Origin of the sequence: Pseudomonas sp. GLN_2 (assembly GCF_043106005.1) — a bacterium.
In the GTDB taxonomy this organism is placed as follows: domain Bacteria; phylum Pseudomonadota; class Gammaproteobacteria; order Pseudomonadales; family Pseudomonadaceae; genus Aquipseudomonas; species Aquipseudomonas alloputida.
This window is the reverse complement of sequence record NZ_JBICMC010000086.1, coordinates 18,377-41,747: the sequence shown is the minus strand read 5'-3', so window position 1 is coordinate 41,747 and position 23,371 is coordinate 18,377. Positions and strand designations below refer to the sequence as shown.

The 23,371-nt window shown below is 62.8% G+C and carries 20 protein-coding genes; 11 read left to right on the top strand and 9 right to left on the bottom strand.

All coding sequences use genetic code 11. The features are described 5' to 3' along the window. Window positions 1–14 precede the first annotated feature (14 nt). Both ACF8Q6_RS20910 and ACF8Q6_RS20905 read right to left on the bottom strand, forming a co-directional pair. Window positions 15–737, bottom strand: coding sequence for a UDP-2,3-diacylglucosamine diphosphatase (locus ACF8Q6_RS20910; protein ID WP_350297777.1), 723 nt, complete (start codon window positions 735–737; stop codon window positions 15–17). After that, the gene (locus tag ACF8Q6_RS20905) at window positions 734–1,234 is read right to left on the bottom strand and encodes a peptidylprolyl isomerase (RefSeq protein WP_010953805.1); all 501 of its coding nucleotides are present in this window, start codon (window positions 1,232–1,234) and stop codon (window positions 734–736) included. Before ACF8Q6_RS20905 ends, ACF8Q6_RS20910 begins: the two co-directional genes overlap by 4 nt. 248 nt (window positions 1,235–1,482) lie before the next feature. Here ACF8Q6_RS20905 and ACF8Q6_RS20900 point away from each other — a divergent pair, with 248 nt between their 5' ends. After that, entirely contained in the window at window positions 1,483–3,186 is a 1,704-nt protein-coding gene (locus ACF8Q6_RS20900; protein ID WP_392491427.1) for a glutamine--tRNA ligase/YqeY domain fusion protein, read from the top strand. Window positions 3,187–3,195: 9 nt separating this feature from the next. Next, window positions 3,196–4,578, top strand: a complete 1,383-nt coding sequence (cysS, locus tag ACF8Q6_RS20895) for a cysteine--tRNA ligase (RefSeq protein ID WP_021782392.1) — start codon at window positions 3,196–3,198, stop codon at window positions 4,576–4,578. A gap of 129 nt (window positions 4,579–4,707) precedes the next feature. Here cysS and ACF8Q6_RS20890 read toward each other — a convergent pair whose 3' ends face one another. The 3 genes from ACF8Q6_RS20890 to csiR all read right to left on the bottom strand — a co-directional run bounded on the left by ACF8Q6_RS20890 (window position 4,708) and on the right by csiR (window position 7,527). After that, complete coding sequence (locus ACF8Q6_RS20890) at window positions 4,708–6,099, bottom strand: sensor histidine kinase (RefSeq protein ID WP_392491426.1); 1,392 nt, start codon at window positions 6,097–6,099, stop codon at window positions 4,708–4,710. Further along, window positions 6,077–6,757, bottom strand: coding sequence for a response regulator transcription factor (locus ACF8Q6_RS20885; protein ID WP_010953809.1), 681 nt, complete (start codon window positions 6,755–6,757; stop codon window positions 6,077–6,079). Before ACF8Q6_RS20885 ends, ACF8Q6_RS20890 begins: the two co-directional genes overlap by 23 nt. Before the next feature lie 74 nt (window positions 6,758–6,831). After that, window positions 6,832–7,527, bottom strand: a complete 696-nt coding sequence (csiR, locus tag ACF8Q6_RS20880; protein ID WP_003248079.1) for a DNA-binding transcriptional regulator CsiR — start codon at window positions 7,525–7,527, stop codon at window positions 6,832–6,834. 195 nt (window positions 7,528–7,722) lie between these two features. Between csiR and glaH the strand changes: the two genes are divergently transcribed. From glaH to proP, 6 genes are all read left to right on the top strand, one after another. After that, window positions 7,723–8,700, top strand: a complete 978-nt coding sequence (gene glaH, locus ACF8Q6_RS20875; RefSeq protein WP_003248080.1) for a glutarate dioxygenase GlaH — start codon at window positions 7,723–7,725, stop codon at window positions 8,698–8,700. Window positions 8,701–8,814: 114 nt separating this feature from the next. After that, the gene (gene lhgO, locus ACF8Q6_RS20870) at window positions 8,815–10,065 is read left to right on the top strand and encodes an L-2-hydroxyglutarate oxidase (RefSeq protein WP_392491425.1); all 1,251 of its coding nucleotides are present in this window, start codon (window positions 8,815–8,817) and stop codon (window positions 10,063–10,065) included. Between the two features lie 150 nt (window positions 10,066–10,215). Further along, entirely contained in the window at window positions 10,216–11,607 is a 1,392-nt protein-coding gene (gene gabP / locus ACF8Q6_RS20865; protein ID WP_012052530.1) for a GABA permease, read from the top strand. A gap of 87 nt (window positions 11,608–11,694) precedes the next feature. Next, window positions 11,695–12,588 (top strand): PA4780 family RIO1-like protein kinase, encoded by an 894-nt coding sequence (locus ACF8Q6_RS20860; RefSeq protein WP_003248085.1) that lies wholly within the window; start codon window positions 11,695–11,697, stop codon window positions 12,586–12,588. Between the two features lie 195 nt (window positions 12,589–12,783). Continuing rightward, window positions 12,784–13,758, top strand: a complete 975-nt coding sequence (gene hemB / locus ACF8Q6_RS20855; RefSeq protein WP_010953815.1) for a porphobilinogen synthase — start codon at window positions 12,784–12,786, stop codon at window positions 13,756–13,758. Window positions 13,759–13,916: 158 nt separating this feature from the next. Further along, window positions 13,917–15,419 carry a glycine betaine/L-proline transporter ProP gene (gene proP, locus ACF8Q6_RS20850; protein ID WP_003248089.1) on the top strand — a complete coding sequence of 501 codons (1,503 nt, stop codon included), beginning with the start codon at window positions 13,917–13,919 and terminating at the stop codon, window positions 15,417–15,419. On the opposite strand, the gene ACF8Q6_RS20845 is transcribed toward proP, so the two are convergent. The 4 genes from ACF8Q6_RS20845 to ACF8Q6_RS20830 form a co-directional block, all read right to left on the bottom strand. After that, the gene (locus ACF8Q6_RS20845; protein WP_003248091.1) at window positions 15,420–16,121 is read right to left on the bottom strand and encodes a YoaK family protein; all 702 of its coding nucleotides are present in this window, start codon (window positions 16,119–16,121) and stop codon (window positions 15,420–15,422) included. Between the two features lie 9 nt (window positions 16,122–16,130). Then, the gene (locus tag ACF8Q6_RS20840) at window positions 16,131–16,760 is read right to left on the bottom strand and encodes a riboflavin synthase subunit alpha (protein ID WP_161774890.1); all 630 of its coding nucleotides are present in this window, start codon (window positions 16,758–16,760) and stop codon (window positions 16,131–16,133) included. Window positions 16,761–16,932: 172 nt separating this feature from the next. Next, a complete protein-coding gene (gene treS, locus ACF8Q6_RS20835) occupies window positions 16,933–18,999 on the bottom strand; it encodes a maltose alpha-D-glucosyltransferase (RefSeq protein WP_392491424.1) in 2,067 nt (688 codons plus the stop codon). Window positions 19,000–19,086: 87 nt separating this feature from the next. Next, window positions 19,087–20,013 (bottom strand): LysR substrate-binding domain-containing protein, encoded by a 927-nt coding sequence (locus ACF8Q6_RS20830; RefSeq protein ID WP_180689883.1) that lies wholly within the window; start codon window positions 20,011–20,013, stop codon window positions 19,087–19,089. A gap of 141 nt (window positions 20,014–20,154) precedes the next feature. Between ACF8Q6_RS20830 and gtdA the strand changes: the two genes are divergently transcribed. The 3 genes from gtdA (at window position 20,155) to ACF8Q6_RS20815 (ending at window position 23,359) form a co-directional block, all read left to right on the top strand. Next, a complete protein-coding gene (gene gtdA, locus ACF8Q6_RS20825; RefSeq protein WP_392491423.1) occupies window positions 20,155–21,210 on the top strand; it encodes a gentisate 1,2-dioxygenase in 1,056 nt (351 codons plus the stop codon). Window positions 21,211–21,226: 16 nt separating this feature from the next. Continuing rightward, window positions 21,227–21,925 (top strand): fumarylacetoacetate hydrolase family protein, encoded by a 699-nt coding sequence (locus ACF8Q6_RS20820; protein ID WP_180689885.1) that lies wholly within the window; start codon window positions 21,227–21,229, stop codon window positions 21,923–21,925. 81 nt (window positions 21,926–22,006) lie between these two features. Next, window positions 22,007–23,359: an MFS transporter gene (locus tag ACF8Q6_RS20815; RefSeq protein ID WP_392491422.1), complete on the top strand. Its 1,353-nt coding sequence runs from the start codon at window positions 22,007–22,009 to the stop codon at window positions 23,357–23,359. Window positions 23,360–23,371 lie beyond the last annotated feature (12 nt).

Sequence of the window (23,371 nt, the reverse complement as noted above, 5' to 3'; positions counted from 1 at the left end):
GGCGACCCGCCGGGTCAGGAAAACTCGAACGGCGCCAACTGAAAGCCCTGCTCGTCAACCTGCAAGGCCCAACCGCGGCGGTCCCAGTCGCCCAGCACGATACGCCGTGCCGGCTGGCCATCGACCACCAGCTTGTGAATCGCTGGCCGATGGGTATGGCCGTGCACCAAGGTGCGCACGCCATGCGCCGCCATCACCTTGGGGACTTCCTCTGGCGTGACGTCGACGATTTCGGTGGACTTCATCCGCACTTGCGTGCGGCTTTCGCTGCGCAGCTTGCGTGCCAGCTTGTAGCGGGCCGACAGCGGCAGGTGGCGCAGGATCCACAAGCTCAGCGGATTGCGTAGCAGGCGGCGCATCTTCATGTAGCCCAGGTCGCGAGTGCATAGGGTGTCGCCATGCATCAGCAGCACCTGTTCACCACCCAGCTCGATCACGCTGGGGTCGTTCAACAGCGTGCAGCCCGCAGCTTTGCAAAAGGCCTGGCCAATCAGGAAGTCACGGTTGCCATGCATCAGGTAGATGGCCGTGCCACTGTCGCTCAGCCGGCGCATGGCCTGGCAGATCGACTGCTGGAAGGGCGTCATGGCATCGTCGCCAATCCACGCTTCGAAGAAGTCACCAAGGATGTACAGGGCCTTGGCGTGGCGGGCGCGGCCATCGAGCAGATCAAGAAACGCCCGGGATATATCCGGGCGTTCTTCTTGCAGGTGCAGATCAGAGATCAGCAGAATCACTCAATGATCTCGGCTTTCTCGATGATCACGTCGTCCTTCGGTACGTCCTGGTGGCCAGCTTTGGAACCGGTGGCCACTTTTTCGATGGCGTCGACCACTTCACGGCCTTCGATCACTTCACCGAATACGGCATAACCCCAGCCTTGCACGTTCTTGCCGCTGTGGTTGAGGAAGTCGTTGTCGGAGGCGTTGATGAAGAACTGCGCCGAGGCGGAGTGCGGCTCCATGGTACGGGCCATGGCAATGCTGTACTTCTTGTTCTTCAGGCCGTTGTCGGCTTCGTTCTGGATGCTGGCGCGGGTTTTCTTCTGGCTCATGCCGGCCTCGAAGCCGCCGCCCTGGATCATGAAGCCTTTGATCACACGGTGGAACACGGTGCCATTGTAGTGGCCGTCCTTGACGTACTGAACGAAGTTTTCGGTAGTCAGTGGCGCTTTCTCGGCGTCCAGTTGCAGGACGATGTCGCCGTGGTTGGTGCTCAGTTTGACTTTGGACATGCTGAAACTCGCTCTTTCAAGGCAATCAGAAATTGGGGTGCGCAGGGCGCGGGTTATCACCAGACGCAGGATCAGGCGATCGCGACACATGGCGCGCACTGGCCATTTTGCCAGGCTGCGGCAAAAAGCCGTGATAAATCACATCAGTTTGTCCGGGCGCGGCTGTCAGCAGCTTGACTGCTTCGGCTATGATAGGCCCTTTGATTCAATCGGCCTACCCAGGCTGGACACACGCATTCAAGGATCCTATGAGCAAGCCCACTGCCGACAACGCGCCCAACGCCGCTGCCAAAGGCGCCCCCGCTGTCCCTGCGAACTTCCTGCGGCCGATCATCCAGGCCGACCTGGACTCGGGCAAGCACAGCAGTATCGTCACCCGTTTCCCGCCGGAGCCCAATGGTTACCTGCACATCGGTCACGCCAAGTCGATCTGCGTCAACTTCGGCCTGGCCAAGGAATTCGGCGGCGTCTGCCACCTGCGCTTCGACGATACCAACCCGGCCAAGGAAGACCAGGAGTACATCGACGCCATCCAGAGCGATGTGAAGTGGCTGGGCTTCGACTGGGCCGGCGAGGTGCGCTATGCCTCCGACTATTTCGACCAGTTGCACGACTGGGCGGTCGAGCTGATCAAGCGCGGCAAGGCCTACGTCTGCGACCTCACCCCTGAGCAAGCCAAGGAATACCGCGGCAACCTCAAGGAGCCGGGCAAGAACAGCCCGTTCCGCGAGCGCAGCGTGGAAGAAAACCTCGACCTGTTCGCTCGCATGAAGGCTGGCGAATTCCAGGACGGCGAGCGTGTGCTGCGGGCCAAGATCGACATGGCCTCGCCAAACATGAACCTGCGCGACCCTATCCTGTACCGCATTCGCCATGCCCACCACCACCAGACCGGCGACAAGTGGTGCATCTACCCCAACTACGACTTCACCCACGGCCAGTCGGACGCCATCGAGGGCATTACCCACTCGATCTGCACCCTGGAGTTCGAAGGGCATCGTCCGCTGTACGACTGGTTCCTCGACAACCTGCCGGTGCCGGCACACCCGCGCCAGTACGAGTTCAGCCGCCTGAACCTGAACTACACCATTACCTCCAAGCGCAAGCTCAAGCAGCTTGTGGACGAGAAGCACGTCGATGCCTGGGACGACCCACGCATGTCGACCTTGTCCGGCTTCCGTCGCCGTGGCTACACGCCGGCTTCGATCCGCAACTTCTGCGAAATGATCGGCACCAACCGTTCCGACGGTGTGGTCGACATGTCGATGCTCGAGTTCAGCATCCGTGACGACCTGGACCGCACCGCGCCACGCGCGATGTGCGTGCTGCGCCCGCTGAAAGTGGTCATCACCAACTACCCGGAAGGCCAGGTCGAGCAGCTTGAGCTGCCACGTCACCCGAAGGAAGACATGGGCGTGCGTGTGCTGCCGTTCTCCCGCGAGCTGTACATCGACCGCGACGACTTCATGGAAGAACCGCCGAAGGGCTACAAGCGCCTGGAACCGGCCGGTGAAGTGCGTCTGCGCGGCAGCTACGTGATTCGTGCTGACGAAGCCATCAAGGACGCCGACGGCAATATCGTCGAACTGCGCTGCTCGTACGACCCGGACACCCTCGGCAAGAACCCGGAAGGCCGCAAGGTCAAAGGTGTGATCCACTGGGTTCCGGCTGAAGGCAGCGTCGAATGCGAAGTGCGCCTGTACGACCGCCTGTTCCGCTCGCCCAACCCGGAAAAGACCGAGGAGGGCGGCAGCTTCCTGGACAACATCAACCCGGCTTCGCTGCAAGTACTCAGCGGGTGCCGTGCCGAGCCGTCGCTGGCCCAGGCGCAGCCCGAGGACCGCTTCCAGTTCGAGCGTGAAGGCTACTTCTGCGCCGACCTGAAAGACAGCCAGCCGGGCCGCCCGGTGTTCAACCGCACTGTCACCCTGCGTGACTCCTGGGGCAGCTGAGGAACCGCCGTGCTTACCATCTACAACACCCTGAGCAAAACCAAGGAAGTCTTCAAGCCGCTGGATGGCAACAAGGTGCGCATGTACGTGTGCGGCATGACCGTGTACGACTACTGCCACCTGGGCCATGGCCGCAGCATGGTGGCGTTCGACCTGGTCACCCGCTGGCTGCGCAAGAGCGGCTACGAGTTGACCTATGTGCGCAACATCACCGACATCGATGACAAGATCATCAACCGGGCGAACGAGAACGGCGAAAGTTTCGACGCCCTGACCGCCCGCATGATCGACGCGATGCACGAAGATGAGCGCCGCCTGAACATTCTGCCGCCGGACCAGGAGCCGCGTGCCACCGACCATATCGCTGGCATGCACGCGATGATCCAGACCCTGATCGACAAAGGGTACGCCTACGCGCCAGGCAATGGCGACGTGTACTACCGGGTCGGCAAGTTCGTCGGCTACGGCAAGCTGTCGCGCAAGAAGATCGAAGACCTGCGTATCGGTGCACGCATCGAGGTCGACGAAGCCAAGCAGGACCCGCTCGACTTCGTCCTGTGGAAGGGCGTCAAGCCGGGCGAGCCAAGCTGGGAATCGCCATGGGGCCCGGGTCGCCCGGGCTGGCACATCGAGTGCTCGGTCATGTCCACCTGCTGCCTGGGCGAGAGCTTCGACATTCACGGCGGCGGCAGCGACCTGGAGTTCCCGCACCACGAGAACGAGATTGCCCAGAGCGAGGCGGCCACTGGCAAGCAGTACGCCAACGCCTGGATGCATTGCGGCATGATCCGTATCAACGGCGAGAAGATGTCCAAGTCGTTGAACAACTTCTTCACCATCCGCGACGTGCTCGAGAAGTACCACCCGGAGGTGGTGCGCTACCTGCTGGTGGCCAGCCACTACCGCAGCGCGATCAACTACTCGGAAGACAGCCTGCGTGACGCCAAGGGCGCACTGGAGCGCTTCTACCACGCGCTGCGCGGCCTGCCACGGGTGGCGGCCAAGGGTGGCGAAGCGTTTGTCGAGCGCTTCAGCGTGGCGATGAACGACGACTTCGGCACCCCGGAAGCCTGTGCCGTTCTGTTCGACCTGGTGCGCGAGATCAACCGCCTGCGCGACAGCGACCCGGAAGCGGCTGCCGGTCTGGCCGGTCGACTGCGCGAGCTGGGGGATGTGCTGGGTGTGCTGCAGCTGGAGGCCGATGACTTCCTGCGTGCCGGTGCCGAAGGCAAGGTCGATGCGGCTGAAGTCGAGGGCTTGATCCAGGCGCGCCTGCAGGCGCGTGCGGACAAGAACTGGGCTGAGTCCGACCGCATTCGCGATCAGCTGACCGCCATGGGTGTAGTGCTGGAAGACAGCAAGGGCACGACGACCTGGCGCCTGGCTGACTAAAGCAACTGGGGCTGCGCTGCAGCCCTTCGCGGGCACGCCCGCTCCCACAGGTTGGCGCGACATTTCAGGTGTGCGCTATCTCTGTGGGAGCGGGCGTGCCCGCGAAGGGCCGCAAGGCGGCCCCCGCTTTTACTTCGCTAGACCCGCAAGCGGGCAGTGCAATACCAGCCTGGCCCCACCCAATTCGCTTTCGCCAATCTCCAGCCCGAACCCATGCAGGTCGACGATTGCCGCCACGATCGACAACCCCAGCCCGAAGCCGGCATGGCGGTGGCCTTCATCGCTGCGATAGAACCGTTTCAGTACGGCCGTCCGCTCTTCTTCGGGAATACCTGGCCCGCTATCCTCAATCGCCATGTGCACGCCGTTGTCATCCAGCGTGGCGCTTATGCGCACCCGACCACCCTCGGGCGTAAACTTGATCGCGTTGCCCACCAGATTCGCCAACGCCTCGAACAGCAGTTCGCGATCGCCGTGCAGTGCCGGGAGCTGCGCAGGTTGGTGCAATTGCAGTTGAATGCCGCCATCCTCGGCCAATGGCAGGTAAAAATCGTGCAGTTCTACCAGCAGTTCATGCGGGTCAAGCTGGACGAAGCCGGCGCGGCGCTGGCGGTCTTCCAGCTCGCTGATGCGTAACAACCCGCGAAAGCGCGCCATCAAGGTGTCTGTTTCGCCGATGGCCTGGTCCAGCGCTTCGGCTTGCGCAGAATCCACGTCGCTTTGCTGGCGAATACGGTACAGCTGGGCGCGCAGGCGGGTCAGCGGTGTACGCAGGTCATGGGCAATGTTGTCGCATACACCCTTGACCTCATGCATCAGCCGTTCGATACGGTCGAGCATGGCATTGACGATCGCCGCAAGCATGTCCAGCTCGTCGCGGCGGGCCGACAGTGGCAGGCGGTGGGTCAGGTCGCCGGCGACGATCAGTTCGGCCTGGGCCTGGATCGCCCGTATACGCTTGAGCGGCCTGCGCCGTAGCAGGTACCAACCGGCAAAACCCGGGATCAGGGTCAGCGAGATGCCCCAGAGCAGGGCGTGCAGGATGATCCGGGTAACCACGAACAGCGAGCCATTGTCACGCACCAGCACCAGCCACCGGCCATCCTGTACCTTGATTGCCACCGCGTCGCAGCTGTCGCGGGGCATGCGTGGGTCGTCGGCATCCAGGCAGCGTTCCAATTCATGGATCTTGCCGTCCAGTCTGAGCTCTGGGGGCAAGGCCCGCACGGTGCCGCCAATCGGGTTGAGCTGGCTATCGAACAGGCCGTAGGCGTCAAAGCTGCGCTCCTCGAAGGCCTGGCTGGCAATCAGGGCGTCGTCCAGTTGCTTGCCGCTCATGTGGGCGAACAGGTGCTGGCGTTGCAGCATGGAGTGACGGGTGAGTTTGTTCAGGTAGCTGGAGACCTCGAAGTACAGCACCCCCATGAGGATGCTGCTCCAGGCCACGAACAGAAAGCTGTACAGCGCCAGCAGGCGGCTGGTAGAAGAGCTCCAGCCTTTAGACGGGTTCAGCAATGGCATAGCCGGAGCCCCGTACCGTACGGATCAGCGGCGACTGGCCGGGTGAGTCGATCTTCTTGCGCAGGCGGCCGATGTGCACGTCGATCAGGTTGGTGCCCGGGTCGAAGTGATAGCCCCAGACCTCCTCGAAAATCATCATCCGCGTGATCACCTGGCCGCTGTGGCGCATCAGGTACTCCAGCAGCTTGTACTCGGTGGGCAGCAGGTTGAGGGTGTTGTCACCGCGGCGCGCCTCGTGGCTGATCAGGTCCAGCTGCAGATCGGCAACCTGCAAGCGGGTCTGGGTCGTGGGTACGCTGTTACGGCGCAGCAATACCTCGACTCGTGCGGCCATTTCGTCGGAGGCGAACGGTTTGGTCAGGTAGTCGTCCCCGCCTGCACGCAGGCCGCGCACCCGCTCATCGACGTCGGAGAGGGCGCTGATCATCAGGATCGGCGTAGCGATCTTGAGGTTGCGCAGGGTGGTGACGATGGTCAGGCCGTCCACCTCGGGCAGCATGCGGTCCAGGGTGATCAGGTCGTAGCCGCCCGCAATGGCTTTGGCCAGGCCTTCGCGGCCATTGTCGGCCCAATCCACTTCCAGACCGTGGCTGGTCAGTTCGGCGACGATTTCCTGGCCGGTGACGGCGTCGTCTTCGATGGTCAGTACGCGAGGCATGCTGGTTCCTGGGCATCTAATGGAGATCTGATTGTGCCAAAGAATAGACAACCGGCGATTTAAGAAAAATTCATCTAGCGGGCACCGATGCCTTCGGCGTGCATGATCTGCGCAATGATCGGTACCGGTGTCATCAGGTGCGAGCGCATCATGGCACTGGCGGTTTTGGCATCCCGGGCGAGGATCACCTCGACCAGTGCCGCATGCTCCTGGCGCTTGAGCGCCAGCGCCTGTTCGGAAAACACCGTCTGCGTCAGCCACAGGTGGCGGTAGCGCTCGGCCTGGTCGAACAGGTAGGTGCGTGCCTGCAGCAGGTGCTTGGAGCCGCAGCCCGAGGCAATGGCAGTATGGAACGCCTTGTGCCGCTCGTCCCACACATCCAGCCGCTGCTCGCGGGTTTTCACTTCCACCACCTTGGCCAAGGTATGCGAGTGGGCCAGCACCGACGCCTCCCAGGCATCGTCACCGCGCTCGATGGCCAGGGCAATGATCATCGCTTCCAGGTTGGCGCGGGCGTCGTAGATGTCGTTCATCTCATCCAGCGACATGGGCGCTACCCGGTAGCCTTTCTGACTGATCGCGTTGACCAGGTGCTCGGCCACCAGTTGCGACAGTGCTTCGCGCAGCGGGCCCACACCGAGGTCGTAGCGTTCCTTGAGGGCGCTCATCAATAGCTTTTCACCGGGCTTGAACACCCCGCGGATGATGTCCTTCTTGAGCCTCTCATACCCGCTGAATGCTGAGTTTTGTCGGGGGGCGAGCGCTTCCAAGATCCTGTTCCTCAAAACGTTTTGCCGATCATACCGAAACCCTCTGCCGACGAAAAACAATGGACAAACTCGGTTAGTGTCGTTGAAACATAAAAATGTAGACATTTTTACTTAGTGGCGATATTTTTACCTCGCCCGCACTGATCCAGGTCATGACCGGACGGCGCCACCTACTTTTTTAGCCAGGACACTGCCATGAACGCCTTTACGCAGATCGACGAACTTGTCATGCCACTGCCGCTCGAACCGCAGGGCTACACCATCGCCCCCTCGAAGCAGTCGCCGCGCCTGCTTGAACTGACCTTTGCCCGGGAAACCGTCGAAGCGTTCGTGCAGGCCGTTGCCCAGTGGCCGGTGCAGGCATTGGAGTACAAGTCGTTCCTGCGTTTTCGCGTAGGCGAAATACTTGACGAGCTGTGCCAGGGCACGCTGCGCCCGGTGCTGCTCAACACCATCCTCGACCGCGCCACAGGTGGCATGCTGATTACCCCGATCGGCCTGGACGACGTGAGCCAGGCCGAAGACATGGTCAAGTTCACCACCGCCTGTGCACACCTGATCGGCCGTTCCAACTATGACGCCATGAGTGGCCAGTTCTATGCGCGCTTCGTGGTGGTCAACAGCGACAACTCCGACAGCTACCTGCGCCAGCCGCACCGTGTGATGGAGCTGCACAACGACGGTACGTTCGTGAACCAGATCACCGACTATGTGCTGATGCTGAAGATCGACGAAAAGAACATGGAAGGCGGCAACTCGCTGCTGCTGCACCTGGACGACTGGGAGCAGTGCGAGGCGTTCTTCCGTCACCCGATGGCACGTCGCGAAATGCGCTGGACCGCACCGCCGAGCAAAAAGGTTGCCGAAGATGTGTTCCATTCGGTATTTGACACCGACACCGAAGGCCGGCCGACCATGCGCTACATTGACCAGTTCGTGCAGCCGGAGAACTACGAGGAAGGTATCTGGCTGAACGCCTTGTCCGAGTCGCTGGAAGGCAGCGGCAAGAAGGTCTCGGTACCGGTAGGCGTAGGCAGTTTCCTGCTGATCAACAACCTGTTCTGGCTGCATGGCCGCGATCGCTTCACCCCGCACGAGGGCCTGCGCCGCGAACTGATGCGCCAGCGTGGTTACGTCGCCTTCCCCAAGCCGCTGTACCAGCGCGGGCAGTAATGACAGGGCGCGGGGCGGGCGCTCGCCCACGCGTTTTTGCACAAAACAATGCCACCAGGCCCCGTGCGGGCCTTGGTGAGCCTGCCAGGCAATGCCTGCGTGTGAGGTAAGGCTGTGTACGATTTCATCATTATTGGCGGCGGGATTGTGGGCATGTCCACGGCCATGCACCTGATCAAGGTCTACCCGGACGCGAAGATTCTCCTGCTGGAGAAAGAGTCCGGCCCGGCTCGCCATCAGACCGGCCATAACAGTGGCGTGATCCACGCCGGCGTGTATTACACCCCCGGCAGCCTCAAGGCGCGTTTCTGCCTGGAAGGCAACAAGGCGACCAAAGCCTTCTGCACCCGGCACGGCATCCGTTTCGATGAGTGCGGCAAGCTGCTGGTCGCCACCAACGATCTGGAAATGCAGCGCATGAAGGCGCTGTGGGAGCGCACGGCGGCCAATGGCCTGGAACGCTACTGGCTGTCGGCTGACGAGTTGCGCGAGCGTGAGCCCAACATCGTCGGTATGGGGGGCATCTTCGTGCCGTCCAGCGGCATCGTCAACTACGCCCAGGTCACCGCTGCGATGGGCGCAGAGTTCCAGCGTGCCGGCGGCGAAATCCGCTATGGCGCAGAAGTGGTCGGCCTGCAGGAACAGGCAAATGAAGTGATCGTGCGCACCCAGCGTGATGAACTGCACAGCCGTTTCCTGGTGACCTGCTCGGGGCTGATGGCTGACCGCGTGGTGGGCATGCTCGGTCTGCGTACCGAATTCGTGATCTGCCCGTTCCGTGGCGAATACTACCTGCTGCCCAAGCAGCACAATCAGATCGTCAACCACCTGATCTACCCGATTCCCGACCCGTCGATGCCCTTCCTGGGGGTGCACCTGACCCGCATGATCGACGGCACCGTCACCGTAGGCCCCAACGCCGTGCTGGCGATGAAGCGCGAGGGCTACCGTAAGACCGATGTCAGCCCCAGCGACCTGTTCCAGACCCTGACCACGCCCGGCATCCTCAAGGTGCTGGCGAAGAACTTCCGCCCGGGCCTGATCGAAATGAAGAACTCGCTGTTCAAGGGCGGGTACCTCAAGCAGGTGCAGAAGTACTGCCCGAGCATTACCAAAGCCGACCTCACGCCTTACCCGGCCGGCGTGCGTGCCCAGGCGGTGTCGCGCGACGGCAAGCTGATCGACGATTTCCTGTTCGTCAACACCGCACGCAGTGTCAACGTGTGCAACGCACCGTCACCAGCCGCCACCTCGGCCATCCCGATCGGCGCCTACATCGTCGAGAAGGTGTGCGAGCAGGTCGGCCTGCAGGGCGGCAGCTTCCCCAAGGCTGACCTGTCGGCCAACCAGAGGGCTGCCAGCTGACACCCTGGTAACACCTCCTGCGGTTTCGTTTTACTCAACCCGTACTGCCCTGCTCACCATTCAGGGCAGGGCGGGCTTTTTCGCGCCTGCGTCGGTGACGTGCAGCCGGCGGCCCCCGCGTGGGCATGACAAAAACAACAAGGTAGCGCCATGCAAACCCACAAGAACAATTTGAGTCATGGATTGAAATCACGGCATGTCACCATGCTGTCCATTGCCGGCGTGATCGGCGCCGGGCTGTTTGTCGGCTCTGGCCGCGCCATCGCCGAAGCGGGGCCTGCCACCATCCTGGCCTATATCCTGGCGGGCGGCCTGGTGGTGCTGGTGATGCGCATGCTGGCCGAAATGGCGGTTGCCTCCCCGGACACCGGCTCGTTCTCAACCTACGCTGACCTCGCCATCGGCAAATGGGCCGGTTACACCATCGGTTGGCTGTACTGGTGGTTCTGGGTGCTGATCATTCCGATCGAGGCCAATATCGCCGCTACCATCATCAACTCCTGGGTCCCGCAGATGGAGATCTGGGTGTTGTCGTTGGTGATCACGTTGCTGCTGACGGCCACCAACCTGTTCAGCGTGAAGAATTACGGTGAGTTCGAGTTCTGGTTGGCACTGGTCAAGGTGGTGGCCATCGTCAGCTTCATCGCCCTGGGTGTTTGCGCCATTTTCGGCCTGTTGCCGGGGTCCGGCGTCAGCGGCGTCTCGCGCCTGTGGGATACGGGGGGCTTCATGCCCAACGGCTTTGGTGCGGTGCTGAGCGCAATGCTGATCACCATGTTCTCGTTCCTCGGGGCCGAGGTGGTGACCATTGCTGCGGCTGAATCCGACGAGGCGGGCAAGCATATTTCCAAGGCCACCAATTCAGTGATCTGGCGGATAACGCTGTTCTACATCCTGTCGATCTTCATCGTCATCGCATTGGTACCGTGGACCGACCCACGCCTGGCGACCGAAGGCTCTTATGTCACGGTGCTGGACACCCTCGGCGTGCCAAATGCCAAGGCCATCATCGACTTCGTGGTGCTGACGTCGGTGACCAGCTGCCTCAACTCGTCGCTGTACACCGCCTCGCGCATGGTCTATTCGCTTAGCCGCCGTGGTGATGCCCCGGCCTGTGCCCAGATAACCAGCCGCAGTGGTACACCCGTGGTGGCAGTCTTGTTGTCGACGGGGGCTGCCTTCCTGGCGGTGATCGCCAACTACCTGGTGCCGGCTCAGGTGTTTGGCTTCCTCATGGCCAGCTCCGGTGCCATTGCCTTGCTGGTGTATCTGGTCATCGCCATTTCCCAGCTGCGCCTGCGCCAGCGCCTGACGGCACAGGGCAAGACACTGGGTTACCGCATGTGGCTGTTCCCGTGGCTGACCTGGGGCGTGATCCTGTTTATCAGCGGCGTACTGGTACTGATGCTGTTCCGCCCGGATCATCGCCTGGAAGTGGTCTCGACGATGGTGCTGGCGGTGTTGGTGGTGTGCTCGGGGGTGCTGGTGACCCGGCGCCGGGCACGCGGCGGGGCGGTGGCTGGCGTAGGGCAGGGCGCCTGATTCGTCCGGTCTGAAGACAGACGAGCAAGTCGCATCAGGCTGTGAGAGGATGTCCGCCAACAAAGCCAGGACCCTGAACGCAGCCTGATGAAGACACCTAAAAGAATCGAACCGTTGATCGAAGACGGCCTTGTCGACGAAGTACTACGGCCGTTGATGAGTGGCAAGGAAGCCGCTGTGTACGTGGTGCGCTGTGGCAGCGAGGTACGTTGCGCCAAGGTCTATAAAGAAGCCAACAAGCGCAGTTTCCGCCAGGCCGCCGAATACCAGGAGGGCCGCAAGGTACGCAACAGCCGTCAGGCCCGGGCCATGGCCAAGGGCAGCAAGTACGGCCGCAAAGAAGCCGAAGATGCCTGGCAGAACGCCGAAGTGGCAGCGCTGTTCCGTTTGGCCGCCGCAGGTGTGAGGGTGCCCAAGCCTTACGACTTCCAGGACGGCGTGCTCCTGATGGAGCTGGTCACCGATGCCGATGGTGATGCGGCCCCGCGCCTGAACGACGTTCACCTCGAAGCGGAGGATGCCCGCGCGTTCCACGCCTTCGTCATTCGCCAGATCGTGCTGATGCTGTGCGCCGGAATGGTGCATGGCGACCTGTCCGAGTTCAACGTGCTGCTCGGCCCGGACGGGCCGGTGATCATCGACCTGCCGCAGGCAGTGGACGCCGCCGCCAACAATCACGCCTTCAGCATGCTGCAGCGCGATGTGGACAACATGGCCCATTATTTCGGGCGCTTTGCCCCGGAGCTGAAAAGCACCCGCTATGCGCAGGAGATGTGGGCGTTGTACGAGGCCGGCGAGTTGCTGCCCGACAGCCCGTTGACCGGGGTGTTCGAGGATGACGAACATGAAGCTGACGTAACCGGGGTGATGCGCGAGATCGACGCCGCCCGGATGGACGACGCTCGCCGCCGTGCAGCACGCGCCGAGGCTGAGCATGGGCCGGCCAAGGCAGAGGAAGTGACGCCGCCCTGGCTGCAGTAATTTATTCCTGTACCGGCCTCTTCTCGGGTAAACCCGCACCTACGGGATTTGTGGGCGCGGTTTTGCCCGCGAAAAGGCCAACACAGGCAAACCCCGGTCGTTGCCATTGACGCAAGACACAATCTCGTCATTTAGCCTTTTCACTGGCGCGCGACAGGCATAAGGTATACGCCGTTCAAATTCCCTGGAGCTGTCATGTCCAACCAATTCCCGTCCGTTCGTCCCCGCCGCCTGCGCCAGAACGAGTCCCTGCGCACGATCTTCCAGGAAACCGAGTTCCGCCTTGAAGACCTGATCCTGCCGATCTTCGTCGAAGAGGGCATCGATGATTTCGTGCCGATCACCAGCATGCCCGGTGTCAATCGTATCCCCGAGAAGCTGTTGGCCCAGGAAATCGAGCGCTATGCCCGCGCCGGTATCAAGTCGGTGATGACCTTTGGCGTATCGCACCACCTGGATGCCGATGGCAGCGACACCTGGAACGAAAACGGCCTGGTTGCGCGCATGTCGCGTATCTGCAAGGACACCGTGCCGGAAATGGTGGTGATGTCCGACACCTGCTTCTGCGAATACACCAGCCACGGCCACTGCGGCGTGCTGCATGACCATGGCGTGGACAACGACGCCACCCTGGCCAACCTCGGCAAGCAGGCCGTCATCGCCGCTGCTGCCGGTGCCGACTTCATTGCCCCCTCGGCGGCGATGGACGGCCAGGTGCAGGCTATCCGCAGCGCGCTGGACGGTGCCGGCTTCCACGACACTGCGATCATGGCCTACTCGACCAAGTTCGCCTCGTCGCTGTATGGCCCGTTCCGTGAGGCCGGCGGCACTGCACTGAAGGGTGACCGCAAAAGCTACCAGATGAACCCGATGAACCGCCGCGAAGCGGTGCGCGAGTCGCTGCTCGACGAGCAGGAAGGCGCGGACGTGCTGATGGTCAAGCCGGCCGGTGCCTACCTTGATGTGATCGCCGACATCCGCGCCGCTTCGCGCCTGCCACTGGCGGCGTACCAGGTGAGTGGCGAGTATGCGATGATCAAGTTCGGTGGCCTGGCCGGTGCCATCGACGAAGGCCGGGTGGTGCGCGAAAGCATTGGCGCAATCAAGCGTGCCGGTGCCGACCTGATCCTGACCTACTTCGCCATGGACCTCGCGCGCGAAGGTATCTGAAGCCAGGCCTTGGGCATGAAAGCCGCTGCCATTGCAGCGGCTTTTCTTTGGGCGCCGTTGGGTGGTGCCGCAAACACACAAAAAAACAGTAAGCGCTGAATTATTTAGTGTCCCGTTGTATCTGATCCCTTAGAGCATTCATCGACAGGGATACGGGTATGAAACCTCGCAAGAAAAGCGTCCAGCCAATCGGCCTGAAGGACATCACCATCGTCGACGACGCCAAGATGAAGAAGGCGATCACGGCCGCCGCGTTGGGCAACGCCATGGAGTGGTTCGACTTTGGGGTATATGGCTTCGTCGCTTATGCCTTGGGCAAGGTGTTTTTCCCCAACGCCGACCCCAGCGTGCAAATGATCGCGGCCTTGGCCACCTTCTCGGTGCCGTTCCTGATCCGGCCCCTTGGCGGGTTGTTCTTCGGCGCCTTGGGCGACAGGTTCGGGCGGCAGAAAATCCTCGCGGCGACCATCGTGATCATGTCCCTGAGCACCTTCGCCATCGGCCTGATACCGTCCTATGCAAGCATTGGTATCTGGGCGCCCATCCTGTTGCTGCTGGCCAAGATGGCCCAGGGCTTTTCGGTGGGTGGCGAATACACCGGTGCCTCGATCTTCGTTGCCGAGTACGCGCCTGACCGCAAGCGCGGCTTTCTCGGCAGCTGGCTGGATTTCGGTTCGATTGCCGGCTTTGTGCTGGGCGCAGGGGTGGTGGTGCTCATTTCCACGGTGCTGGGTGAAGAAAAATTCCTCGAATGGGGCTGGCGCCTGCCGTTCTTCCTGGCCCTGCCGTTGGGCATCATCGGCCTCTACCTGCGCCATGCGCTGGAAGAAACACCTGCGTTCCAGCAGCACGTCGACAAGCTGGAACAGGGCGATCGTGAAGGCCTGGCCTCCGGGCCCAAGGTGTCGTTCAAGGAGGTGGCCACCCAGCACTGGCGCAGCCTGGTGACCTGCATCGGCGTGGTAATCGCCACCAACGTCACCTACTACATGCTGCTTACCTACATGCCCAGCTACCTGTCGCACAACCTGCACTACAGCGAAGACCATGGCGTGCTGATCATCATCGCGATCATGGTCGGCATGCTGTTCGTGCAGCCGATCATCGGCCTGCTCAGCGACAAGTTTGGCCGACGGCCGTTCATCATCGTCGGCAGTGTCGGCCTGCTGGCCTTGGCCATTCCGGCATTCATGCTGATCAACAGTGGGGTGCTTGGGCTTATTTTCGCCGGCCTGCTGATCATTGCCGTGTTGCTGAACTTCTTCATCGGCGTCATGGCCTCGACGCTGCCGGCCATGTTCCCCACGCACATCCGTTACAGCGCCCTGGCCAGCGCCTTCAATATCTCGGTGCTGATCGCCGGCCTTACCCCAACCCTCGCTGCGTGGCTGGTGGAGACCACCAACGACCTGTACATGCCGGCCTATTACCTGATGGTGATCGCTGCTGTCGGCCTGGTTACCGGCCTGACCATGAAGGAAACCGCCAACAAGCCCCTGCGCGGCGCTGCACCTGCGGCGTCAGACATCGAAGAGGCGCGTGAACTGCTGCAGGAGCACCACGACAACATCGAGCAGAAGATCGAGGACATCGATGCGCAGATCGCCGAGTTGGAAGCCAAGCGCGAAAAGCTGGCACAGCAGCACCCACGTATCGAATGATCAGCGCGGCATGTAGCCACGCTGCCAGGAACGCGGTATGAACCGCGATACCAGTGCCAGCACGCAGGCCAGCGCACAACTGCCGGCCAGCGCCTGCAGGCCCAGGTGTTGTTGCAACCAGGCGCCGAGCGCGGCGCCCAGCAACATCCCGGCCCAAGGTATCAACTGGACCCGCCAGCCATTGCGCCGCTCGCCCAGCAGCCAACGCCCCAGGCCGCGGCCGAAACGCGACAGGGCGCCTGTCACGTAAGTCAGGCCAATGGGCAGGCCATTCACCTGTTCCACGACCGCATTGATCATGCCCATGGCCAGCGTGGCCGCCAACAGCGCAGGGAAGGTGGCCGGCAACGGCCACGCTGCCGCGAAAGCCAGCAGTGCGGCAACCACCAACAGCACCGGCCAGGCTCGACGGCGCAATCCGCGAGCCAGGAGCACACCCAGCGCATTGCCCGCAACAAAGCCCAGTACCGCGCCACTGAGGCGTAGCACAAGGGCTAGGTCAGCTTCACTGATGGCCACCGCCAAGCGTGTGGTGTTGCCACTCATGAACGACACGAAATCGCCCAGTGCCAGCAAGCCGATTGCATCGGTCATGCCGGCCAGCACCGACAGGGCGGCGACCAGGCCGAGGCCGACGCGACCGCGCATTACCTGCAGGCGCAAACGCCTGGCTGTGCGCGCGGGGAGGGCGTTAGGGAGCATGTGCAGGCCTCAGGGCAGCAGGTTTTCGCGGGCCAGGGTACCTTTGATGGTGCGCTCTACCACATCGACCAGCACCATGGTCTGGTGGTCGACCTCGATGTTGAGCAGTTCACCTGTGTGGTAGCTGGCGAAGGTAGTCTGACGCAGGGTTTCCGGGATCAGGTTGATGGTGATCACGTTATCCTCCACGTCAGCGACCGTCAGGCTGCAGCCATTGACCCCGATGAAACCGCGCGGGAACACGTACTTGCCCCATTGCGGCGGCATGCGGAACTTGATGAAGGCGCCGGTTTCCTTGATCGACAGCTCGACGATCTCGGCGGTGGTGGCGATGTGGCCGGCCATCAGGTGGCCGCCGACTTCGGCGTTCATCTTCGCTGAGCGTTCGATGTTCACGCTCCGGCCAGGCTTGAAGCTGCTCAGATTGGTGCGTTCGAGGGTAGCGGTCATGGCGTCGAACCTGACCTGGCTGCCGTCGATTTCGGTCACGGACAGGCAGGTACCTTCGACACTGACGCTGGCACCGATTTTCAGCTCGTCGAGCAGTTCCGGGGTGAGGTCGATGGTGAACTGGTTGTGGCCCGGGTAGGTGGTCACATCAAGCAGAGGGCGCACGGCCTGGACGATGCCGGTGTACATGGAGTTGCTCCTGGGCACGGAAAAGAAAACTTCCGAACGCTATGCCCGTAGCGCCGTAAATGCAAGACCGGCTTCTTGGCTGGCAAGCCGGCTTGCGAGTCTGGCGCCTGCGCGGGGCAAACGGCGTGCTTGTGGGCGAAACCGGTTTGCCGACGGCAGGGCCACGCCAGATTCAAACATGCCCGCTGCTGTTGACGATCCTTAGGCACAGCGCTTCGTACGGGTCCAGGTTCACCATCAGGCGCCCGTCCTCGGTCAAATCGCCTTCGACCGTCTCGTTGATCATGTCGACCACCGGCCCAGGTGTGAAGCCGGTCAACAGCAGTTCCTCGGCAATTGCCTCCTGGCCGAAGTTCAGCGCAGAGATCTGGATACCGCGCCCGGCTGGTAGCTCGTGCACCATCACCAGCAGCCCTGGGCTGCTCACCTCAGGTACCAGCACCTGACGACTGGTGGCAATACCGTAAGCCTGGCGCACAGCCAGCAGTTTCTTCACCTGGCAGGCAAATGAATCACCCTCGTCCAGCTGGCTGTCGAGGCTGCCGTACAGCGCTCGGGCACGCGGCATGCCTCGCACGGAAGCCTGTGCCTGTGGGTCAAGCCCGGCCAGGTCATAGCCGCCTCGGTGAATCCAGCGGGTATCGCCGTCGAGCATGCGTTCGGCCACCGCTTCGGCGGGCAAGGGCAGGGCACCGACCAGGTCCCAGCCGGACAGGGCGACTACCCCCGGCTGCATGGCGTTGTACATGACCAGTAGCAGGTGCACCTTCTTGATCAGCTCGATATCCGCTACGCCAATCTGTTCAAGGTCGCGGATACCCAGTGCAGCGGCGATCAGGCTGGCGGTGGTGCAGGCAATGCCGTTGGTCACGAAGCGCAGGTTGTACGGCGCATGCTCCCCCGACAGCCGTTCGTAGATCTCTTCGCGGATATGTTCGCGCAGGATGCTGCCAGGCAGGGTCTGGCCCTTGTACAGGTACATGTCGTGCGCGTGCAGTGTCCAGAAGTGCACCAGCTCCACGGTCAGCTCGTCATGGTTTTGCAGGGCATGGATCAGCGAGGCCGGATCGATGCCGAAGGCGTGCATCTCCTTGAGCATCAGGCGCAGGAACTCGGTGTCGCCGGTCAGCAGCGCATGCTGGTAGGCCGGCCGTGTAATGAAATCGTAGGACAGGTCGGCACCGCCCCTGGACATCTGCGCAATGTCATCGAGGGTCAGGTTCAGCTCCTGGAAGCTGAAACCGCCAGCCTTGCGGATCATGCCACCGATCAGCTGGTTGCCGACGAGCGACAGCGGGTGGCTTTCCGACCAGGCGGTGCCGCTGGCGCGGGTTTCCACGCCGAGAAAGCCGTTGGCGTCCAGGCGCAGGCCGCGTGCACCCAGGCAGTCCAGCGCGTGCAGTGCGTCACCAATGATCATTTGTTGCGCGGCGAAGGTAGGGTCCAGCCAGTTCAGCGAGGGCTGGCCTTCCTTGAAGTAATGCAGGTACACCCAGCGGCGGGTCTTGCCGTCCACGCCTGTGATCGGCGGCGTGGCGCTCCAGTCGGTTTCCTTCACGCCCGGCTCGAAGAAGATTACCCGCTGCAGCTGGCCAACGATGTAATGGCGCGCCTTCAGCTCGTCACACTGAGCCGGCAGTAAATTGACCGCATCGCGCCCGGCGGGCACCTCGGGCAGCAGCGTCCAGTCTTCTTCGCGGATCTCGACCATGTGGTACAGCCCCGGGTAGGGGCCATGGGCGATCTCGGCCAGGCGGAAGTCGGCGCCCTTGCCGGTGTGCGAGGGGATCAGGTCGTCGATGGTCACGGCATTGTGTGCAGCGGCCATGCGGCTCATCTGGATCAGTTCCTGCTCGCTGCCGTACAGCGGGTCGATGTCGAAGCTGATGCGGTCGAAGTTGCCGTCCACGCTGGGGGTGAGCTCGCGGCCGCGGATGCCACCGGACAGTTTGATCGGGCCGGTGTGCAGGCCCTGTACGCCGATCTCCGACAGGCGCTTCCACAACGCTTCGTGAGCAAGGGCACCGAGTACAGAGCAGCCCTCGGGCGCGATGATGGCGTCGGGGTAGACGGTCAGCCACACCGAGGCGATTTCGGTGGCGCGGCGGGGCTGAGCCTCGGCGTACGGTTGTTGCCACAGGCGCGACTGGCCTGAGTACAGGCTGGCGCGCGCCTGGGAGGCCTTGAGCATGGCGCGGTCTTCGAGCCATTTGACGTACGACGGGTCGGGCTGGGTCATTTCGCGTCCTCTTTGCGTGTCGGCACCGGCTCAGGTTATGACGGCGCTGCGGCCTGAACGTTCGGCCCGTGCAGAAACCAGCACCGGTCACGGCTTGCGAATGGGGCTGCGGGCCGCTTGGCGCAGGCTCTCCAGCAAATCCAGTACTGCCCCTTCGATATGCGGTTCATCACGCCAGCACATACCGATCGAGCCTTCGGCCTCCAGCTCGAAATCCAGCTGCCGCAACAACCCGCGCCCATGGAAATGCTCGGCCACCCGCCCGGACGCCACCGACAGCATGTCGCTGTTCTGCATCAACCACAAATTGGCCATCAGCGACGATGATTCGATGCGGCACGGCAACGGCTTGCGCCCGGCGTTGCTCAGGGCCGTGTCCAGGCGGTTGCGGATCGGCGTGGCAGGCGGCCACAACAGCCAATCGTACTGATACAGGTCGTCCCAGTTCAGGCCCTTGCGCTTGGCTAACGGGTGGTCGGGACGGGCGACTACCTGCATGGGTTCGCGAAACAGCATCTCGCTGTGCAGGGCCTGGCTGGGCTGGTAGTTATCGACCCGCCCGACCACCACATCCAGCTGGCCCAACTGCAGGCGTTCGAGCAGCACGTTCATCGTGCTTTCCTGCAGCGATACCTGCGCTTTCGGGTGTTTTTCCAGGAAGTACAGGATGGCGTCAGGCACCAGGCTTGGCGCCGAAGCCGGTGAGGTGCCTATCGCCACGTTGGGTGTGCTGCCTTCGCGCAGGGCGTCCAGGTTGCTTTGTGCGCGTTCCATCTCGCTGAGTATGCGCCGCGCATGGTTGACCAGCAGGGTACCTTCGGCGGTCGGCCGCAGGCCCCGGGCATGGCGCTCGAACAGCAGGGCGCCGGCATCTTCCTCCAACTCCTTGAGGAACTTCGACAGCCCAGGCTGGGTGGTGTAGGCCTGCCGTGCGGTGTCGCTGAGGTTACCGGTTTCGGCCAGCGTCACCAGCAGTTGCAGGTGCCTTGGGCGCAGGCGGCGGGTCCAGTGCATGGCGTGCCTCTCATCATCTTTTTAGTATGGATGCATATGAAAATATCATTTTTTTTGTATGCCTGGCGGGCGTTTAATCGGTCGCATAACGGGGCGCTGCCACTGCCAATCGCCCCTTCCCAGCCCACCGAAGGTGAAGCGATGAATAACAACGACAACATCGGCATGGCCCGCGCCGACTTCTATCAACGCATCGACAGCCAGGCGCTGTTCCCCCTGTGGGAACAGCTGCACAACCTGGTACCGCCGCAGCCCACCACCACCTGCGTGCCGGCGCTGTGGCGCTTCAGTGAAGTGCGCCCGTACCTGATGGAGGCCGGTCAGCTGATCAGCGCCGAAGAGGCGGTGCGCCGGGTGCTGGTGCTGGAAAACCCGGGTATTCGCGGCCAGGCCTCGATCACCCCCAGCCTGTATGCCGGGCTGCAACTGATCCTGCCGGGCGAGATCGCCCCCAGCCACCGCCACAGCCAGTCGGCGCTGCGTTTCGTGGTCGAAGGCAAGGGCGCCTACACCGCAGTGGACGGCGAGCGCACCACCATGCACCCGGGCGACTTCATCATCACTCCGTCCTGGACCTGGCATGACCACGGCAACCCCAGCGAAACCGAAGGCGGCGAGCCGGTGATCTGGCTCGACGGCCTGGACATCCCCACCGTGCGCTTCTATGGCGCCGGTTTCGCCGAGAACTACCCGCAGGCCGTGCAGCCAGTCAGTCGCCCGGACGGCAACAGCCTGGCCCGCTACGGCGCCAACATGCTGCCGCTACGCCATGAGGTGCAGGGCGCTACCTCACCGATTTTCAGTTACCCGTATGCGCGTACCCGCGAAGCGCTGGCCACGCTTGAGCAGCAGGGCGAAGTGGATGCCTGGGATGGCGTGAAGCTGCGTTATGTCAACCCGGCCACTGGCGGCTGGGCCATGCCCACCATCGGTACCTGCATGCAGCTGCTGCCACGCGGATTCGCCGGCAAGACTGCCCGCTGCACCGATGCCACCGTGTACTCGGTGGTCGAGGGACGGGGGCGCGCCATCATCGGTGGGCAGACCTTCCATTTCGAGCCCAAGGACACCTTCGTCGTGCCCAGCTGGGTATGGCTGAGCCTGCAGGCGGACGACGAGTGTGTGCTGTTCAGTTATTCCGATCGGCCGGTGCAGGAGGCCCTCGGGCTGCTGCGCGAAGCCCGCGAACATCATTGATCCAAGGAGCCCTGCCATGACTTACCTGTTTGAACCTGCCGCCACCACCAGCCTGCCGATCGCCGGCAGCGACCAGCGCTTCCCTGTACGCCGCGTTTACTGCGTGGGCCGCAACTACGCTGCCCACGCTCGTGAAATGGGCTTTGACCCGGACCGCGAGCCGCCGTTCTTCTTCTGCAAGCCGGCCGATGCCGTGGTACCGACGGCCGACGGCCAGACCCTGGAGCTGCCATACCCGGCGCAAACCAGCAATTACCACTACGAAATCGAACTGGTCGCAGCCATCGGTAAAGGCGGGCGCAACATCGCGCCCGAGCAGGCCAACGAACACGTGTTCGGTTATGCAGTGGGCCTGGACATGACCCGCCGCGACCTGCAGATGAAAATGCGCGAAATGGGCCGCCCTTGGGAAATCGGCAAGGCATTCGACGCCTCAGCACCCATCGCGCCGCTTTACCCGGCCAGCCAGGTTGGCCATCCGGCGCAGGCCGGCATCTGGCTGCAGGTCGAAGGCCAGGACCGCCAGCGCAGCGACATCGACAAGCTGATCTGGTCGGTGCCGGAAACCATCGCCTACCTGTCGCGCTTCTTCGAGCTGCAGCCGGGTGACCTGATCATGACCGGTACGCCCGAAGGCGTTGGTCCGGTGATCGCTGGCGAGCTGATGGTGGGTGGCGTCGAAGGCCTGGGCGAAATCTGCGTTCGCGTCGTCTGATTGCCGTGGGCCGGCGCAGCTGGCCTTTCATCCCGGTTCAACACGTGGCCGGCGCCAAGCGCCGGCCCGGAGGTTTCGCTCATGTCTTCCACCGATAAAAACAACACCGTGGATGTACAAGCCTTCATCGATAGCCAGCCGGTGACGCGCTTTCAGTGGCGCGTCTTGCTGCTGTGTTTTCTGGTCACCGCCATCGATGGCCTGGACACGGCCGCCATCGGCTTCATTGCCCCGGCGCTGCGCGAGCACTGGCAAATCGGCGCCGCCGAGCTTGGGCCGGTGCTGGGTGCAGCACTGGTCGGGCTGATGCTGGGAGCGTTCATGGCCGGGCCTTTGGCCGACCGCTTTGGCCGCAAGCGCGTGCTGCTGCTGTCGGTGGCCTGCTTCGGCGTCTTCAGCCTGGCTGCCGCATTCGCCCAGGACCTGCACAGCCTTGCACTGTTGCGCCTGCTTACCGGGCTGGGCCTGGGCGGGGCGATGCCCAACGCCATTACCCTGACCTCCGAATACTGCCCGCAACGCCGACGCTCTTTGATGGTAACCGGCATGTTCTGCGGCTTCACCCTCGGCTCAGCCCTGGGCGGGGTGGTCGCTGCGCAGTTGTTGCCAGTCTTCGGCTGGCGCAGTGTGCTGGCCCTGGGAGGGGTGCTGCCGCTGGCATTGCTGCCGGTATTGTGGTTTGCGCTGCCCGAGTCCGTGCGTTTTCTGGCGCGCCGCAATCCGGCCGATAGCAAGGCGCTTGCCATTGTGCGACGTATTGGTGTGTTGCCCGTAGGCTGTCAGGGCCTGCGCATCGATGACGCGGTAGAAGGCCATTCGCCGGTGCGGCAGATTCTTGCCGCGCCGTTACGCCGCGGCACCCTGGCGCTTTGGCTGGCGTTTTTCATGAGCCTGCTGATCATCTATGGCATGACCAACTGGCTGCCGTTGCTGGTGCGTGACACCGGCCTGAGCCTGAGCCAGGCGGCGCTGATCAGCGCGCTGTTCCAGATCGGTGGCACCCTTGGCGCATTGTGCCTGGGGGCGGCCATGGACCGCTTCGAGCCACATAACGTGCTGATGCTGGCCTTGCTCGGCGGCGCGGCGTGCCTGTTCGCCATTGGTCAGTGCCATGGCGACTACCTACTGCTGGGGCTGAGCGTGGCCGGCATGGGTTTTTGCATCAGCGGTTCGCAGGTCGGTGCCAATGCCCTGGCTGCAGCCTTCTACCCCACCAGCAGCCGCGCCACGGGTGTGAGCTGGGCACACGGGGTAGGGCGAATCGGCTCGGTGTGCGGCACCTTTGGTGGTGCGTTGCTGATGGATGCCGGGCTGTCCTTCGAGCTGCTGTTCAGCGTGCTCATGCTGCCTGCGGTGCTGGCCGCTGCGGCGATCTTCCTGAAGGGCGTGCGACCTGTCACTGCGTTGCCCGCCACCACCCACATCATGCCCTGAACCCGCAGGAAT